Origin of the sequence: Vibrio syngnathi (assembly GCF_002119525.1) — a bacterium.
Lineage (GTDB): Bacteria > Pseudomonadota > Gammaproteobacteria > Enterobacterales > Vibrionaceae > Vibrio > Vibrio syngnathi.
Genome location: NZ_CP017917.1, coordinates 73,868 through 90,093, shown reverse-complemented (window position 1 = coordinate 90,093; position 16,226 = coordinate 73,868). Strand labels below are relative to the sequence as shown.

14 protein-coding genes are annotated in these 16,226 nt (G+C 43.8%); 9 read left to right on the top strand and 5 right to left on the bottom strand.

Going from position 1 to position 16,226, the window contains the following annotated elements; genetic code table 11:
- Window positions 1-83 precede the first annotated feature (83 nt).
- Together K08M4_RS15400 and K08M4_RS15395 are read left to right on the top strand one after the other, a co-directional pair.
- The gene (locus K08M4_RS15400) at window positions 84-1,094 is read left to right on the top strand and encodes a Gfo/Idh/MocA family protein (RefSeq protein WP_086050508.1); all 1,011 of its coding nucleotides are present in this window, start codon (window positions 84-86) and stop codon (window positions 1,092-1,094) included.
- Between the two features lie 10 nt (window positions 1,095-1,104).
- Window positions 1,105-2,613, top strand: a complete 1,509-nt coding sequence (locus K08M4_RS15395; RefSeq protein WP_086050507.1) for an SgrR family transcriptional regulator — start codon at window positions 1,105-1,107, stop codon at window positions 2,611-2,613.
- Between the two features lie 230 nt (window positions 2,614-2,843).
- Here the strand turns inward: K08M4_RS15395 and K08M4_RS15390 are convergent, their stop codons facing one another.
- Complete coding sequence (locus tag K08M4_RS15390; protein WP_086050506.1) at window positions 2,844-3,977, bottom strand: multidrug effflux MFS transporter; 1,134 nt, start codon at window positions 3,975-3,977, stop codon at window positions 2,844-2,846.
- A 98-nt stretch (window positions 3,978-4,075) separates the two neighbouring features.
- Between K08M4_RS15390 and K08M4_RS15385 the strand changes: the two genes are divergently transcribed.
- Window positions 4,076-4,867 carry an AraC family transcriptional regulator gene (locus K08M4_RS15385; RefSeq protein WP_086050505.1) on the top strand — a complete coding sequence of 264 codons (792 nt, stop codon included), beginning with the start codon at window positions 4,076-4,078 and terminating at the stop codon, window positions 4,865-4,867.
- A gap of 85 nt (window positions 4,868-4,952) precedes the next feature.
- Here K08M4_RS15385 and K08M4_RS15380 read toward each other — a convergent pair whose 3' ends face one another.
- Window positions 4,953-5,939, bottom strand: coding sequence for a LysR substrate-binding domain-containing protein (locus K08M4_RS15380; RefSeq protein WP_086050504.1), 987 nt, complete (start codon window positions 5,937-5,939; stop codon window positions 4,953-4,955).
- Between the two features lie 120 nt (window positions 5,940-6,059).
- On the opposite strand from K08M4_RS15380, the gene add reads away from it, so the two are divergent.
- Both add and K08M4_RS15370 read left to right on the top strand, forming a co-directional pair.
- On the top strand, window positions 6,060-7,058 hold the full coding sequence (add, locus tag K08M4_RS15375) for an adenosine deaminase (protein WP_086050503.1): 999 nt from the start codon (window positions 6,060-6,062) through the stop codon (window positions 7,056-7,058).
- A 167-nt stretch (window positions 7,059-7,225) separates the two neighbouring features.
- Complete coding sequence (locus K08M4_RS15370; RefSeq protein WP_086050502.1) at window positions 7,226-7,801, top strand: sugar O-acetyltransferase; 576 nt, start codon at window positions 7,226-7,228, stop codon at window positions 7,799-7,801.
- 192 nt (window positions 7,802-7,993) lie between these two features.
- Here K08M4_RS15370 and K08M4_RS15365 read toward each other — a convergent pair whose 3' ends face one another.
- Window positions 7,994-8,614, bottom strand: coding sequence for an HAD family hydrolase (locus tag K08M4_RS15365; RefSeq protein ID WP_086050501.1), 621 nt, complete (start codon window positions 8,612-8,614; stop codon window positions 7,994-7,996).
- A 279-nt stretch (window positions 8,615-8,893) separates the two neighbouring features.
- On the opposite strand from K08M4_RS15365, the gene K08M4_RS15360 reads away from it, so the two are divergent.
- Entirely contained in the window at window positions 8,894-9,601 is a 708-nt protein-coding gene (locus tag K08M4_RS15360) for a GntR family transcriptional regulator (protein WP_086050500.1), read from the top strand.
- A gap of 124 nt (window positions 9,602-9,725) precedes the next feature.
- Here the strand turns inward: K08M4_RS15360 and K08M4_RS15355 are convergent, their stop codons facing one another.
- Together K08M4_RS15355 and K08M4_RS15350 are read right to left on the bottom strand one after the other, a co-directional pair.
- Complete coding sequence (locus K08M4_RS15355; protein WP_086050499.1) at window positions 9,726-10,820, bottom strand: carbohydrate porin; 1,095 nt, start codon at window positions 10,818-10,820, stop codon at window positions 9,726-9,728.
- A gap of 757 nt (window positions 10,821-11,577) precedes the next feature.
- The gene (locus K08M4_RS15350; RefSeq protein WP_004732372.1) at window positions 11,578-12,777 is read right to left on the bottom strand and encodes an enolase C-terminal domain-like protein; all 1,200 of its coding nucleotides are present in this window, start codon (window positions 12,775-12,777) and stop codon (window positions 11,578-11,580) included.
- Window positions 12,778-13,037: 260 nt separating this feature from the next.
- Here K08M4_RS15350 and K08M4_RS15345 point away from each other — a divergent pair, with 260 nt between their 5' ends.
- From K08M4_RS15345 to K08M4_RS15335, 3 genes are all read left to right on the top strand, one after another.
- Window positions 13,038-14,471, top strand: coding sequence for a PTS transporter subunit EIIC (locus K08M4_RS15345; RefSeq protein WP_086050498.1), 1,434 nt, complete (start codon window positions 13,038-13,040; stop codon window positions 14,469-14,471).
- 106 nt (window positions 14,472-14,577) lie between these two features.
- On the top strand, window positions 14,578-15,546 hold the full coding sequence (locus K08M4_RS15340; RefSeq protein WP_086050497.1) for a sugar kinase: 969 nt from the start codon (window positions 14,578-14,580) through the stop codon (window positions 15,544-15,546).
- A 3-nt stretch (window positions 15,547-15,549) separates the two neighbouring features.
- Entirely contained in the window at window positions 15,550-16,179 is a 630-nt protein-coding gene (locus tag K08M4_RS15335; RefSeq protein WP_086050496.1) for a bifunctional 4-hydroxy-2-oxoglutarate aldolase/2-dehydro-3-deoxy-phosphogluconate aldolase, read from the top strand.
- Window positions 16,180-16,226 lie beyond the last annotated feature (47 nt).

Genomic DNA, 16,226 nt, shown 5'->3' with positions numbered 1-16,226 from the left:
AGAGAACAGGTTGAGAAATCTGTTCTCTATTTGTATGTGGCGCCTCTGAGTACACTGAGACAAACAACGATTTGGAGCAACTGATGAGCGACACGCAACGCAAAACAAAATGGGGCATCGCAGGGCTAGGTAATATCGCCAATCTATTCGCAACCGCAGTCACAGAACACTGTCTGCATAGTGAGCTTTATGCGGTTGCCGCCAGAGATCACTCACGCGCAGCCACGTTCGCCAACAAGTTTGGTTGCGACAAGGCTTATGGTTCTTATGAAGCCATGGCGAATGACCCAACAGTAGAAGCGGTTTACATCGCCACCGTTCATCCATACCACCAGCCACTTGCTGAACTGTTTCTAAGCCATAAAAAACACGTATTGGTCGAGAAGCCCGCTTTCACCAATCTTAATGATTGGCTGGAGATGAAAGCCCTCGCCAAGCAAAATGGCGTGATGCTGTTAGAAGCGATGAAAACCGTGGTGTTTCCCGCGTATCGTGAGCTCCAATCATTTTTGGTCGACAACAACATTCAGATAGATTCAATCGAAGCCAGCTTTGGTAACCATCACGACTATGAGCCCGATTTGTTTATCTTCAATCCGGATTTGTCAGGCGGAGCAACACTCGATGTCGGCGTCTATGGGCTTTGGTTCTTCTACGATCTGTGTCGCACGTTGGGTGTGAATCCTTCAAAACCTCAAGTAGAGATGTCGTGTCTTTATGAGGGGGTGAATGTTGATACCGATGCATGCTTTACATTCTCTGGTGATATGAACGGAAAAATATCGGCATCAACGGTGCAGAACCTTCCCAGAACAGCACATTTGAGTGGGCCTGATACCAAGATCACCATCCACGAAAAATGGTGGAACCCGGCCTTTATTGACATTGAACATCAAGGGCAAAAGTCGACTATCACCAACCGAGTGATGGGGAATGGATTCGAATTTGAAATCGACCATTTTTCAGGATTGGTGCTTCAAGGCAAAACTGAGTCGGATATCCTAAGCTCAGAGATAACCTCACGAGTTCTCGATACGATGGAAAAAGCACTCATTGACTCTGGCTATCCACATTTAACTCAACCTCGTCGTTAGGAAAAGCAAATTGGGCAACCTTAAGCGCAAGCTTGAACTGTATGAAAAGATATTTCAGGCTTTTGGGCCTGGAGTATCACATTGTCAGGTCAACCAACTGGCCACACTGCTGCATGTGAGTGAGCGTCATGTTCAGACCTTAATAAAAGCGATGACAGCACAAGGTTGGCTTGAGTGGCAAGCCAGCTCAGGCCGCAGCAAGAAGGCACAACTCACGTGTCTGGTTGAGCCCATTGAGGCATGTTACCAATACGCACAAACCCAAGCTGACGCAGGTAACATAGAACAGGTCTTTAGCACCTTGAGCTTCAATGGCCGCAATGCTGGCGCTGAGTTGCAAGCCTTTCTAAGCAATACCAATTCGTCGGCGCAGAATATCGCGTACATCCCCTTTCACCGAGAGCTCGAGGCTCTTCACCCTCAACGAGTACTTAGGCGCACCGAACGTTTCTTAGTGATGCAAATTTGCCAACGCTTAACCTCAGTTAAGCACGGCAAACTCAGCGGCGATCTGGCTTATCATTGGCAGCCTAATGAAGATGCGACACAGTGGCACTTTCAAATACGCAATGGCGTTCGCTTTCATAACGGAAGAACTCTCGAACCTCAAGACATAGCGTGCAACCTTAACTCGCTCTGCCAAAGCAAAATATGGCGTCGCTGTTATCAGCATATTGATGAGGTCTCTGCCTCGGCAGGTAATGTGGTTGTCGTAAAATTGAATCAACCTGATTGGCATTTACCGCGCTTACTTTCCAGAGTTGAAGCCTCTGTATTTGATCCCTCATCACCGACTGATAGGTTGATTGGTTCTGGCGCGTTCTCATTAAACATATTCTCGAGCAAGATGTTGAGATTAAACCGTAATAGCGCGTATTCACATAGCACTCCGATTCTCAATCGAGTCGAGTTGTGGGTCTATCCGGAATGGGCACAGAGCAAAGCCTGCGCTCAAAATCAGGTGTGCGTGAAACTGCCCGAAAAGACGACCACCGTGCGTGGTGATGACCATTATTCTCAACCGGATTTCGGCTCAACGTTTTTCAAAATTCAGAACCCGATGTTGTCGAACACCATTAGTGAATTCACCGTTGAAGACACCTCTGAATGCCAAGCCCTTTTCGATCAGTTATCAGTATCCGGCGACAGCAAAACCAACGTGGAATATGGCCACTACCTAACTACCAAAGACGTCGCGCTATGCAGCATTATTGATGAGAACGACCCCTTCACTTCGTGGTTAAGCTTTTTCACTCGCTTCCCCTTTGAGGAGTTAGCGCTGCCTGCTGAGATGTTAGAGACAATAGAACAATACTTGGCCTCAATAAGAAGCCAGCCAAACTTTGAGTTAGCGATGAATGCACTGTTAGCACTCAAGCATTGGTTGAATAACTCTGGGGTTGTGGTTGAGCTCAAGCAAGAGGCGTTCAACTTAGAGGTTTCTGAAAAGATACACGGCGCGCAAGTGAATGGTTTCGGTTGGTGTGAGCTCGACCAATTATGGATCAACCATTTGTGATTTATGGTTAGACAAGTTTGCTAGCCTTACCGACTTTTACATAATAGAGCTTAGCCGACGATCGTATAGCTGTAACTTGAGTCTGAGCCAATACCAATACGCTCTGCAGAGACTGGTTGTATTACCGCGACAATATGATCTTTCTTCTAGAGAAAAACCTAAAAACCTGCTTCGGTCAAAAAGCAGGATTGTGTATTAAAATCATCAATTAGCCGAACGTTGAGCCAATACTAACAGCGAGTTCTAACCTTGGATGTGAAAGTAATAGTGGCCACAATTAGCGCGCAACACACCAAACTCACGCCTAAGTTTTGCACCATACCAACAACGGCCAGTCCAGAGCCAATCATCAAATAATAAAGCAAACCTAACACCGCGCCAGCGCTGCCCGCTCGTGAACGGTAGTCGACCAAAGCACCGCTCAAAACATTAGGGATTGCGATACCAAACGCCATCACCACCAACATCATTGGTAACAGGAACCCAATATGATGCTGCATCGCTAACACGCCCAAAGAGCCAAACATCAACAAACCGCAGGCAACGCTGAGTAATGTGTTTTGAGAAAAGCCTTTGTCTAATAGTATCTTGTTCAGGTAGCTACCTAGGAATGTACCTGCTCCCAAAACAACGCCGCTATACCCAAACATCTCTGCACTGAGCCCAAGTTCTGAAAAAGTAAAAGCGCCTAATTGGTAATAAGAAAACAGCGCGATGTTGTACAGTGCCACCAGCATGGCAGAAGTCCAAATTTGGCGATCTTTTAACATCTTAAAACCCAGCGCTTTAAGTTGCATTGGCTGTTTTGACTGCTGAGTTTCTGGAAGCATCTTTACATTGTAAATTAGCACTAACATGACCAATGCAAACAACGCAGAGAATACTGCTTGGTGACCGCCCACATGAACGAGCTGACCACCTAAGAGCATCCCGACAACAGGGCTGATCGATAGTCCAATTCCCATAAAACTAAAAACCTTAGCAAGCTCATCACCACTAAACACATCACGGAGCATGGTTTGTGTCACCACAGAACCAACGGCGATACCAAATGCACTCGTAGCTCTCGCCAACATCAAAACAGTAAAGCTTTCGGTTTGCATTGCCGTTATTGTTGAACAAGCAAAGATAGTTAACCCGAGCAGCATGATTGGTCGTCTACCCCACTTATCCGCCAAGATTCCCCATACCACCACACCAATCGCTAACGCCGAAAAGTAAACCGAGAGGGTTTGGGCGGCTTGAGCGTTGGTCACAGCAAAAGACTGCGAAATAGAAGCTAAAGCCGGGCTATAAATGGTCTCTGCAACTTGCGGAAACATCAGTAGCACCATCATCTGCCATAGCGAAGGTTTTGTTTTCATCATTTATTCCAATATCAATCAACTTGACGGGCAGTCTAGTGGAAACTAACCTTGACTCGTTAACAACATTAAAACCAAAAACATCAAGATTGGGACAGATGGCATTCATCAATGAAACAACCGTATTTAACGTAGATTCAATCGTTGATGCAAATGGCATCAAAGCAAACGTCGTGGGGATTGCTGCAGATCTCGGACAGCATGATTCTGGAATCCATCAGCATAATAAAGGGCAACTTCTTTACGCGCCATACGGCTGTATTACGCTCACGCTTGACAATGCACTGTGTATTTTACCGCCGACCAAAGCCGTGTGGATCCCGCCACACGTGCCGCACCGAGCGCAGATGACCAATGTGGTCTCTTATCGTTCTTTATATTTTGATACCGCTCTGTTCGAGTGCCCGCCAGAAATCACAACAGTCAACGTCGATGATTTATTGAAAGCACTGATCAACAAAATAGCGCTGTGGGATTGGGATATCGCCATGAATAAAACAACCACAACTTGTACGTTGTTCTGGGAAGAATTCAATCAAGCGAAGCAGCAATCTTTGGTATTGCCACTGCCGACAGATCGCCGATTAAAACGTTTTAGCGAGCAAGTTGGAAGAGAAGATTTCTTGGTTCCACCACTCAATGAACTCGCTCAATCGGTTGGGGCGAGCACTAAAACTATCACGCGATTATTTAGGGCTGAAACAGGAATGACTTATCAAGACTGGCGTCAGCAATGGCGACTCATTAAGTCGATTGAGCTACTCGCTCAACACTTACCTGTCAGTGATGTTGCCCATCGTCTTGAATTCTCTTCAGATAGCGCCTTTATTACCTTTTTTAAGCAACAAACAGGGCAAACACCATTGGCTTTCACTAAGCTAAGAACTTAACTCTCGCTCCAAAATTCACATATTCCCTCTAATCTCAGAAACAAAAAACCAGAATATGCGTTCTGGTTTTTTAATAGGTATTCAACTAATCAAGTGCTTTAGTTGTGATTGACAAGTTGTGACTGACATCAGGAGTGTCTTGGGTCTTATTGACTATCAAATCTCGGAGCCACTTATGGCTCGGTTCTGAATCGAAGTATTTGTGCCATAGAAGGAACAAGCCTCCCGGCACCAAATCAACCGGGACAGGCTTCATCACCAACTCTCCGCTATCAATGTAATCGCGTACCGAGTTGTATGGGTAACACATAAGTAAATCACTCTGCTTACACAGCTTAATGGCACTGGTGATGTCTGAAACATTCGCGGCTTTATTGATTTCCAATTGCTTGGAATTTAACACTTCCATTAGAAGCCAATCACCGGCTCCACCCGTCACCAACTGTATGTGTCGATACTTCAAGAAAGTGTCGAGGTTCCACTCTTCTTGCAAGGCTGGGTGGTCATTTCGCATCAAACACACCGAGTAATCCAAGCACAGCTCCACATAATCCAGCTCATCAGGAATACACTGCACGTGGGTAGAAGCGCGCTCATCTAGCTCAAAGATACCGATACCAAAATCCACTTCACGCTTCAGTAAGCGCTTGAAGCTATCGCTGCTCCACGTTGAACTGTTGATGGTGATGTGAGGCGCATCAGCAAGTGCCGTCGGCATAAAATGCGGATAAATCGCCGTGTACGCGGTTTCGACAAGGTCTATAGTAAAGGTACGCTCACTGTCTTTGGGGTCGAAAACTTCGGGAACAGTCAGCTTTTCGATCTGCAGTAGAATTTGGTGGATCTTAGGCGCTAACGCGAGTGCTTTGGGTGTGGGGAATAGCCCTTTGGATTCTCGCTCAAATAGCGGGTCATCAAACAAAGCTCTCAGCTTAGTGAGCTGTTTACTTACCGCAGACTGGCTCAAAAAGAGTCGCTCTGCTGTTTTACTCACACTTCGCTCTTCAATAAGAACGTGTAGGCAAAGCAACAAATTCATATCGCATTTAAGTAAGCTTTTAACATCTACCATGATATTCCCTAAATTCAGGTTAATGATGATTAATTGTCACTTTAAATCATATCATTGTCTTGGTAAATTTAGCGCATGTGAGTTAAAACACTCAAAGAATAATAGAATTAAGGAATACTCATGGATTTTCTAGCACTACCAAAGATTGATTTACACTGCCACCTAGACGGAAGTGTTCGCCCAGATACGATTATTGACCTAGCAAAACAGTACAATATCGAACTACCTGAAGATCGCGACGCGGTTGTTCAATCTCTAACTGTGCCAGAAGATTGCAAAAACCTAGATGAGTATCTGGCTTGTTTCAGCCTGCCACTACAAGTAATGCAGACTGAAGAAGCGATTGAACGTATCTCTTTCGAGCTATACGAAGACGCGGCACTAGAGAACGTTAAATACCTAGAAGTTCGCTTCGCACCAATCCTGCACGTAAACAAAGGTCTGTCTCTTGATACGATCATTGCAAGCGCAGTAAAAGGCATGAAGCGTGCTGAAGAGAAATACGACATCAAGGGCAACTACATCATGTCTGTGCTTCGTATGTTCCCTAAAGATTCTATTAAAGACGTAATCGATGCAGGCCAACCCTACCTAGGTAAAGGTGTTGTTGCGTTTGATATCGCTGGTGGTGAAAAGCCAGGCTTCTGCGCTGAATTCCCTGAGTACACGCAATACGCGATCGAAAAAGGCTACCGTGTGACGGTTCACGCAGGTGAGCAATGGCATGGTCAGAACGTTTACGATGCAGTAACTCTGCTTGACGCTGAGCGTATCGGCCACGGTGTTCATATCCAAGGTAACGAAGACGCGTACAACATCGTTAAAGAGAAGCAGGTTGCGCTTGAAACTTGCCCAACAAGTAACGTGCAAACTAAATGTATTCACAAATTCAGCGACCACCCAATTGCTGAATTCAAGAAAGACGGCATCGTTGTTACCATCAACACAGACAACCGTACTGTGTCGAACACAACCATGACCAACGAAGTGAAGCGTGTATGTGAGACTTTCGGCCTAACAAAAGAAGATTACGCAGAAATCTACAAGTACTCTGTGGAGAGCGCTTTTGCTTCAGACCAAGTGAAACAGCATCTAATGGGTTTTGTTGAACAAATCTAATTTGTAGAGCGCGCCTTTTGCTGAATAGCTGGGCTCACTTAGCATTAGTGCTTAAAGGTACAAAATAGGAAGAGAAAGGCTGAGGCTTTTCTCTTTTTTTATATCCAAAAATCGCTAATCTTGCAGTATTCGTCATTTAGACCGAGACTCCCGGAAAGTGGGCAAGCATGAGTAATACAAACGATAAAACTGAACTGGATAAAATGTTATCTGGGCAAGTGTATGATGGTGTAGACCAAGAAATTGATACCATGCGTACCAATGCCAAAAAGGCGTTAATGGCTTTCAACAACCACCAAAACCCAGATCAACAACACACATTGCAAGAGCAGCTATTCGGTAAGGTTGGTAGTAGCAGCTTAATCCAGCCCCCTTTTCATTGTGAGTTTGGTAAAACCATCGAGATTGGTGACGACACCTTCATCAACATGAACGTGGTGATGCTGGATGGTGCGAATATCAGAATTGGTAATAATGTATTGGTGGGGCCAAGTGCCCAGTTTTACACAGCCTCTCACTCACTGGATCACCTCAGTCGTCGTAAATGGGAAACCTTCTGTCTGCCTATTACAGTAGAAGATGATGTGTGGATTGGCGGAAACTCGGTGATTAACCAAGGCGTGACGATTGGCGCTCGTTCGGTTATCGCGGCTAACTCTGTGGTCAACAGGGATGTTCCGCCAGACTGTCTCTACGGTGGTACGCCAGCGAAGTTGATTCGACACTTGAATACTGAACAATAGAGTTAAGTAGAAGAATAAAGTTAATTAAAAGAACAAATAGAAAAGAGGCGATGTTCATGATGAAACATCGCCTCTTTTTAATCGATTCATTTTAGCTTTTATCCGTCGTTTTTCTACTTATCTTGCCTACCTAGATTATCTGTATAGAGAAACCTGACTAAATATAGATAACTTGAGCACTTCACTACATGGTCACGTAAATTCGATGCCAAGAGCACGCAGTTCGTTCTCGCATTGCACAGAATCGATAAACTGAATGCCTGCCATGCCTACGGCCTTTGCCCCTTCTACGTTGTAAGGCATATCATCAATAAACACCGTTTCTGAAGCTTCAAGTCCATTATTAGAAAGCAACGCTTGGTAAATCTCAGGCTGTGGTTTAAGCATGCCAAGTTCAGCGGATACGGCTGTGCCATCAAACAAAGGCCAAAATTCGTAGGTGGCTTTTAGGTGTTCAACAATCTCGGCCACGTTGTCGGTAAGTGCATACACACCATACCCAGCACGCTTTACACGCTCGATGAGGTCGACAGAACCATGCAATAAGATCTGCGTTTGCTTAACGTAATAAAACAGGCGGTCGCACTCTAATGAAGATAAATTGAGCTCTTGTTGGTAACGAAGTTTGGCTTCATTTTCGGTTAAGAACCCTTTGTTCAAATCCGACCAAATCGCACTTTGGAAAATCGAAAGCGCTCGGGCTTCAGGGTCGGCAATGTTACCAAACGTTAGTTGAGTAATTTCCAGCGGCGACCAACGCACAATCACATTACCCACATCAAATACGACATTTTTGATTTGATTCGAACTCATACCCTACTCCTGAATTAGTCACTTAAAATAGCAACAACACAGACATTAAATGCCGCACCTTAAAGTTCATAATCTTGTTTTACAAAATGAGGACTGAAACCACAATATGTCACAGAGCTGGCACAAAGAAGACCATCACTAATGTACCTAGCTACCCTCAATTATCATCCCCCATTTAACCTTCTATGTTATAATTATCAGTCATTCAGAGCGTGCTGAATCCTTGATTTAGTTCACTATTCTTTAGTCACAGTGAATACACTTTAAAGTGATTGATCTATGAAAAAGTACGAGTTAGTTGTTCAAGATATTGTGAGCAAAATTTGCCAAAACAGTATCAACCATAAGCTTCCTTCAGAAAGAGAACTATCTGAAATATATGGATTATCTCGTTTTACGATTCGTAAAGCGCTAGCCAAGCTAGAGGCTATTGGCATGGTGAAATCTAAAATAGGTTCTGGTTACTTCGTCAACACTTCTCTCATTGGTACACCACTAGTGTACAACTCCATCACTGAAAACAGTTTTGAAGAAATCACTTATAAAAAGCTCCAACTGAATAAAGCGCTACCCGATAACCACGAACAGCAGATTTTTTCTTTAGACGACAATGACTACATTTGGAAAATTAGACGACTTCGATTAATTAACAACAAAGTAGTCCAGATTGAAGAAGCCAAGATACCTGTCAGCGTCTTCCCAGAGATGAATGCCGAGATCATTGAAAGCTCAATCCAGAAACATGCGCTAGCGAAAGGCCTTCAGATCGATAGCTACTTAACGACTTATCAAGCGATCAACGTTTCTAAAGAAGACGCAGAGCTACTCGGCTGCAAAAAAAATGCAGCAGCGATGAATATCACCAACCGAGGTTTCTTGGCATCGGGTGAACTGTTCATCGTCAGCGATATCATCGACATCAACTATCAATGCACCTACCACACGCCTTTTAACAGTGAGAGCATGAGCTTCCGAGACAAAAAGTAACGGTTTGGTTGGTATTCAAACCACTTTGCCTTCCCACATTTATTTTCCGTAGCTCTCCTCCTCCCCAAAAAAAAACAACAACCCGCACAGTGGCGGGTTGTCAGTAGAATTGAATCAACTGTTATTAGAATTCGTAGTACAGACGTACACGAGCACCAAAATCATCGTCTTCAGAGAACGCAGACGTGTTCGTCGTTTTGTTATCGACTGTTGTGTAGTAAGTACCAAGAAGAACAGAGAAATCTTGTACTTCGAGCACATTCTGGAACTCATAAGATGCGTAGCCTGTGTTAACCGTCACATCGCCTTTCGCCCATGTTGAGTCATATTCGTTCGCACCATAGATGTAGCCGATACCGAAGTTGTTATAAAGCGCGTTCAAACCCACAGTTGCATTAGCCTCATCGACAGCATCTAAGTAAGCAAAGTTAGCGTTAACGTTCCAAGAACCATTAGACCAATTACCTGTTAGACCGTAGCCAGTTCGGTCAGAGATATCTTTACCCGAACTGTCGACAACGGCATCGCTGACTAAGTTAGTTTCCATTGAGGCTGCAATAGCAAAGTCACCCATTTTATATGACACAACCGGGCGAACAAGGAACGCATCTTTAGCGTTGTCGTGGTCTACTTCCACACCATGGTAGCTATCAGAGAACAAGTCAGATCGATCACCGATCATTGTTCCTAGTTCGACATACAAATCCCCAAAACTTTGGCTATACATCAACTGACCATCAGAACCACGACCACGTGCTTCTTTCATCTGGTACACATATGCGCTGCCACCCGTATAAAGTTCATTTGAAGTATCGCCTGAATATTCAAGGAAAACATCGAGGCCCACAGGGAACATATCGTAGGCTTCAAAACGACCCGCCTTTATCGCCCACCCGTCTTTTTTGCCGAACTCAAAATAGGCATCATCGAGTGCGACATTGCCTGTGCTTTCAAATAGAGGCTGCGCTTTAACCCCAACATAGTGACCATTACTGGTGTACTTTTCACCAGCGAATTCAATCAGAACTCGACCATCTTGGTTGAACTCTGCGTCACCGTTATCGTTAGACTCTCTATCTTGGTAGTTGAAGTTCAGCTCAACGTTACCACCGACAGAGAAGTTGCCTTCTTCTGTATCAACAATGGCAATGCCTGCATGAACCCCCATTGCAGAAGTAACTAAAACAGCAGCTAAAGACAGTTTGAATGTGCTTTTCATATAAACCCTAATATTATTTTATTGTTATTAGTTGCATAGCAACTTATTGGTCTTCAAGTTGAAATATATGGACAGTATTCGACTCGATTTCTAGGGCGTATATTTACTAATTAACTCCTCACCCACAATATTATCCATCTGAAATTGCAGACCTAAATCACTGTTTTACATTTATGAAAATACACTTTAAATTCAATGCTTTAAATGTAAAATGCAAAATTAAAAACTAAAATAACCTCTATTACACAACACAGATTAAATAACAACCAATAGATGTGTGGTTTTATAGAAAATACGTTAAATCACTTAACTATTAATACCATTAAGCTATTTAATAACAGCCAGTTTGTCGATTGAACTTTCAATAGCTAAAGGCGAATGAAACCGTATTAAAAACAATAACAGTGATAATTAATGTACATCACTACTTTTCCATTAACCGATCAAATAAAACTTAAAATTGTATCGAAAAGACAAGCCTAGAAAGTGGGGGGAATTAACGTAAACTTATAATGAAATATTTATCATGATAGTCAGCCTGTTATTACTGAGCGATTTAAATTCAGTTAATCGAAGTTATATGAGAGATAATACTAAGAATTTAGATATGAAAAATTTGATAACTTTCTGATTAACTGGCTAGGCAAGCAACAGCAAAAAAATCTAGAACGAACACTGACCCTGAAGCTAAAACCAATGAGAAATCTCAGATAAAAAAACGGCCGCTTTAAGCGGCCATTTTGATTAACTCAATGAGTTATGGAGTGTGGATCGCGCCATCAGGAAGGCGACTTTGAGTCCACTCATGGGGGCGATACATAACAGGGAACTCGGCTGCAACCTCTCGGTCGATTTCAACACCAATACCTGCGATTTCTGAAGCGTATAAGTAGCCATTAATTGGCTCTGCAGCGTTCGGGAATACCTTGTGTGTGTTCTCGTTGTATTCAACATGCTCTTGAATTGCTGCATTGTGTAGGTGCACATTCAAATGCGTATTTACCGCTGCACCAATTGGCGTCATATCTGGCGGACAATGCCATGCAATACGAACACCGAAGTTCTGACATAGATGGCCGAGTTTCAGAGCCGGAGTAATCCCACCAATTTGTGAAACATGACAACGGATGAAGTCAATACGGCGGTTAGCAATCAGAGATTTCCACTCTTCAGGGTTATTAAATAACTCCCCTAAACCTAATGAAACTGAGCTTTGACTACGGATATTATCCAACCATTCAGTTTGATTGGGCGGCAGAATATCTTCAATGAAGTAAGGCTTGTATTGCTCGACTTCTTTGGCAAATTGTATCGCTTGGTTCGGGAATAGGCGTTCATGAACATCATGCAGAATATGGAATTGGTTACCATATTTCTCTCTCAGCGACTTAAACATCGTTAGAGTATTGTCCATGTACTGATCTTGGTCGTAGTACGAACCTTCAGTTGGGTTTTGAGTGGTATGCAAATCGGTTGGAACACCGCCATAGAAACCAAGCTGACAACGAATGTGCTTGTAGCCTTTGTCTAGGAAAGACTCCACCAGCTCATAAATACCTTCCATCGTGTCGCTAGTCGCATGTGTGTATACAGGAATAGCATCACGAGACTTACCACCAAATAATTGGTGTAACGGCATACCCGCCAATTTAGCTTTAATATCCCACAGTGCCATATCAACACCGGAAATTGCATTATTGATGACAGGGCCATTTCGCCAATAAGCGTTGACCATCATCATTTGCCATAAGTCTTCAATATTATTGGCGTTTTTACCAATAAGAATAGGTTTTAAATATTCATCGACCATTGTTTTTACAGCAAGTGGTCTCTGTTGGAATGTCGCACAACCAAATCCAGTCACGCCTTCATTCGTTTCAACTACCACGGTAATGAGATTGTGTCTGTCTGGTTTAGTAATAATACAATGGATATCAGATATAATAGTTTCTTTCACAATTAAATAACCTAAACTTAAGTCAACTCCTATTATCTAACCGCTTTAAAAACCACATTTCAAGCGCTAATTTTTCGAAAAAATAATTGGTACGTTAAGAGTATTTTTTTGATAAACAAAACATACCAATTGGCTAAAAACATTGAAAAAATAATTTTTCTAATTTTAAGTGTGATTGAGATCTCTTTTTACTGCGTTGGATTTAAATTGGTTGTCGTTATGATTGCTCGAGTTAAATACATTCCAATAACAGGTGTAGTATGCAAATGGTAGAAAAAAGTGATGCCGTTATTAATAACTCAAAGTCATCATCGAAAAATAAAAAATTCAAAGAAAATATACAGTTATTAATCACTGCACTTGGTAGTGAAGACAATATCGTGAGTATCACGCACTGTATGACAAGGCTACGATTCAAATTAGCAAACGAGTCTCTGGTAGACGAAGAGGCTATCAAGAAGATCGCTGATGTGAAAGGTGTGGTCCTTCAACAAGGCCAAACTCAAGTTATCATTGGAGTTGAGGTAGAGAAATGGTTCAACGCGCTCTCGAATACTCAACAAGCTGACGCTAATCCGGCCGATGAGCTAGAGAAAGGCAAGCTGTTCCAAGGCGTGATGCGCATTGTCGCGGGCATCTTCGGCCCTGTAGTTCCAGCGATTGCCGGTGCAGGTATGTTGATGGGTTTACTTTCTGGCCTTATCGCAACCAATGTTATCTCTGAAACCTCAGACACGGTTTATTTCTTCCGCTCAATCTCTGTTGCTGTGTTCTTCTTCTTACCTATGCTGGTTTCTTTCTCTGCCGCTAAGGTATTCAAAGTAAACGAGTACATAGCACTTGCTGTCTCCTCTGCAATGCTAGCACCCAAGCTAGTAGATAAAGCGGCGATGCTAAAAGAGGCTGGCGCTGCACCTGAGCTGACGGTGCTAGGCGTAGTACCCATTGAGCTGCTCAACTACGGTGGCGCTATCGTACCCGCTATTTTGGCGATTTGGTTGTTGTCTAAAGTCACGCCGATGGTTGACCGACTGGTACCCTCTTCAGCGAAACCAGTATTTACGCCACTGCTTGCGTTTACTGTGACTTCTACTATCACGCTTTCATTTGTTGGCCCAGCAGGAATTTGGCTAAGTAATGGCGCAGGTTGGGTGATGAGTTCACTACTGGAAATCTCTCCGACGTTAACGGGCTTTGTGTTTGGTCTAACTCGCCCAATTACCATTGTGTTTGGTATTCACCACAGCATGACACCAATCAGCCTGAACAACTTTGCACTGTATGGTAAGGATTTACTTATGCCAATCATGTGTTTAGGTAACATGGCAATTGCCGGTGCGACAATGGCAATCTGGCACAAGCAGCGTAAGACAGTTTCTAAAGAGCAATCTTCAATTACTATGGGCTCAAGCGTTACCGCTATCTTAGGCATCACGGAGCCAGCTCTATTTGGTGTCCTAACGAAATACACAAAAGCAATGATGACCGCGAGTTTGGCTGCGGGTGTGTTCGGTGCTATCTCGGTAACGATAGATACTCACTTAACCAGCTACATTCTTTCTTCTGTGTTCAGCTTGCCGGCTTACCTTGCAGGCGGTACACAAAACTTCATTCAAGCACTAATGGGCGTGGTTGGTGTGTTCGCACTGTCTTATGTTCTAACGCTGTTGTTCGTGAAACTAGACAACAAATAAGACCTCCTCTCAAGCTATTGGGAAAAGAATCAACGTGGCTACTTTCCTTGTAGCCACGTTCCATCATTTATACCTAGCAATACCAATTTTTCTGTAAGGGCACACTATGAGCCACATTGCGATTATCGGCGAGTGCATGATAGAACTGAACGGCGCTCCATTCGGTACCATGCAACAGACCTATGGTGGGGATACGCTCAACGCCGCTGTTTATTTGAACCGAAGTGCCACCAGCTATTCCTGTTCGTCAGATGCACCTATGATTCGTACCAGTTATGTCACAGCGCTAGGCTCAGACGCTATCAGTCAGCAGATGCTTAACCGATGGCAAGATGAAGGGTTATCAACCGATTTAGTGCTTATCGACGAACAGCGCTCGCCAGGCCTGTATCTGATTCAATTAGACGACGTTGGTGAACGCACATTTCTGTATTGGCGTAATGACTCGGCTGCTCGCTACATGGTACAGCACCCAGATTTCGACAAAATAGCCGCACAACTTGAAGATGTCGATATGGTGTTTTTGAGCGGAATCTCTCTGGCGATCTTGCCTCGTGGCGATCAGCTAAAGTTACTCACTATCATCCAAGGTCTACGTGAACGCGGCGTTGCCATCGCCTTTGATAGTAACTACCGACCAAAGTTGTGGAGCTCAGAGGCCGCAACTAAAGAATGCTATCTATTGGGCTATAAAACGACCGATATAGCCCTAGTCACGTTCGATGATGAACAACTGTTGTGGAGTGATCAAACACCACAAGACACCATAACAAGGCTGCATGCACTCGGCGTCAAAACTGTTGTTGTAAAGCTTGGTGCTGAAGGCTGCTTGATCAGCGAAAACGCCGAAAATGAACCAGAAAAAATCACAACGACACCTATCGAAACTGTGGTTGATAGCACCTCTGCAGGTGACTCTTTTAACGGTGGCTTCTTATCTTGTTACCTCTCTGGAGGTTCTATTGAAGAAGCCTGTCAACAAGGTAATGCACTAGCGAGACTAGTGATTCAACACCACGGTGCAATTATTCCAAAAGCCATCACCGATACTCTTTCAAACCCTATTAAGAAGTAAACCATGCCTACAATTAATGACCAATTAAAAGCACTTAAAGTTATCCCTGTTATCGCGATTGATAACGCTGAAGATATTATTCCACTAGGTAAAGTCTTGGCTGAAAATGGGCTGCCTGCAGCAGAAATTACGTTCCGTTCAGAAGCCGCAGTTGAAGCTATTCGACTGCTACGACAAGCTCAACCAGACATGCTGATTGGTGCCGGAACGATTTTGAATGGTGAGCAAGCACTGGCCGCGAAAAAAGCGGGCGCAACGTTTGTGGTATCACCGGGATTCAATCCAAACACAGTTAAAGCATGCCAAGAGATCGGCATCGATATCATTCCAGGTGTGAACAATCCAAGCACCGTTGAAGCGGCATTAGAAATGGGATTAACGACACTCAAATTCTTCCCAGCAGAAGCATCAGGCGGTATCAGTATGGTTAAGTCATTAGTCGGCCCATACGGCGATATTCGGCTAATGCCTACAGGCGGCATTACGTCATCAAACATCGACAATTACTTGGCTGTACCTCAAGTATTAGCCTGCGGTGGCACTTGGATGGTAGACAAGAAGCTCGTTGAAAACGAAGAGTGGGATGAGATCGCCCGCCTAACGCGAGAGGTTGTTGAGCAGGTGAATCGCTAAGCAATCTAATCCAAGCCAGCCAAACTATTCACCAATTTGAGAACGCC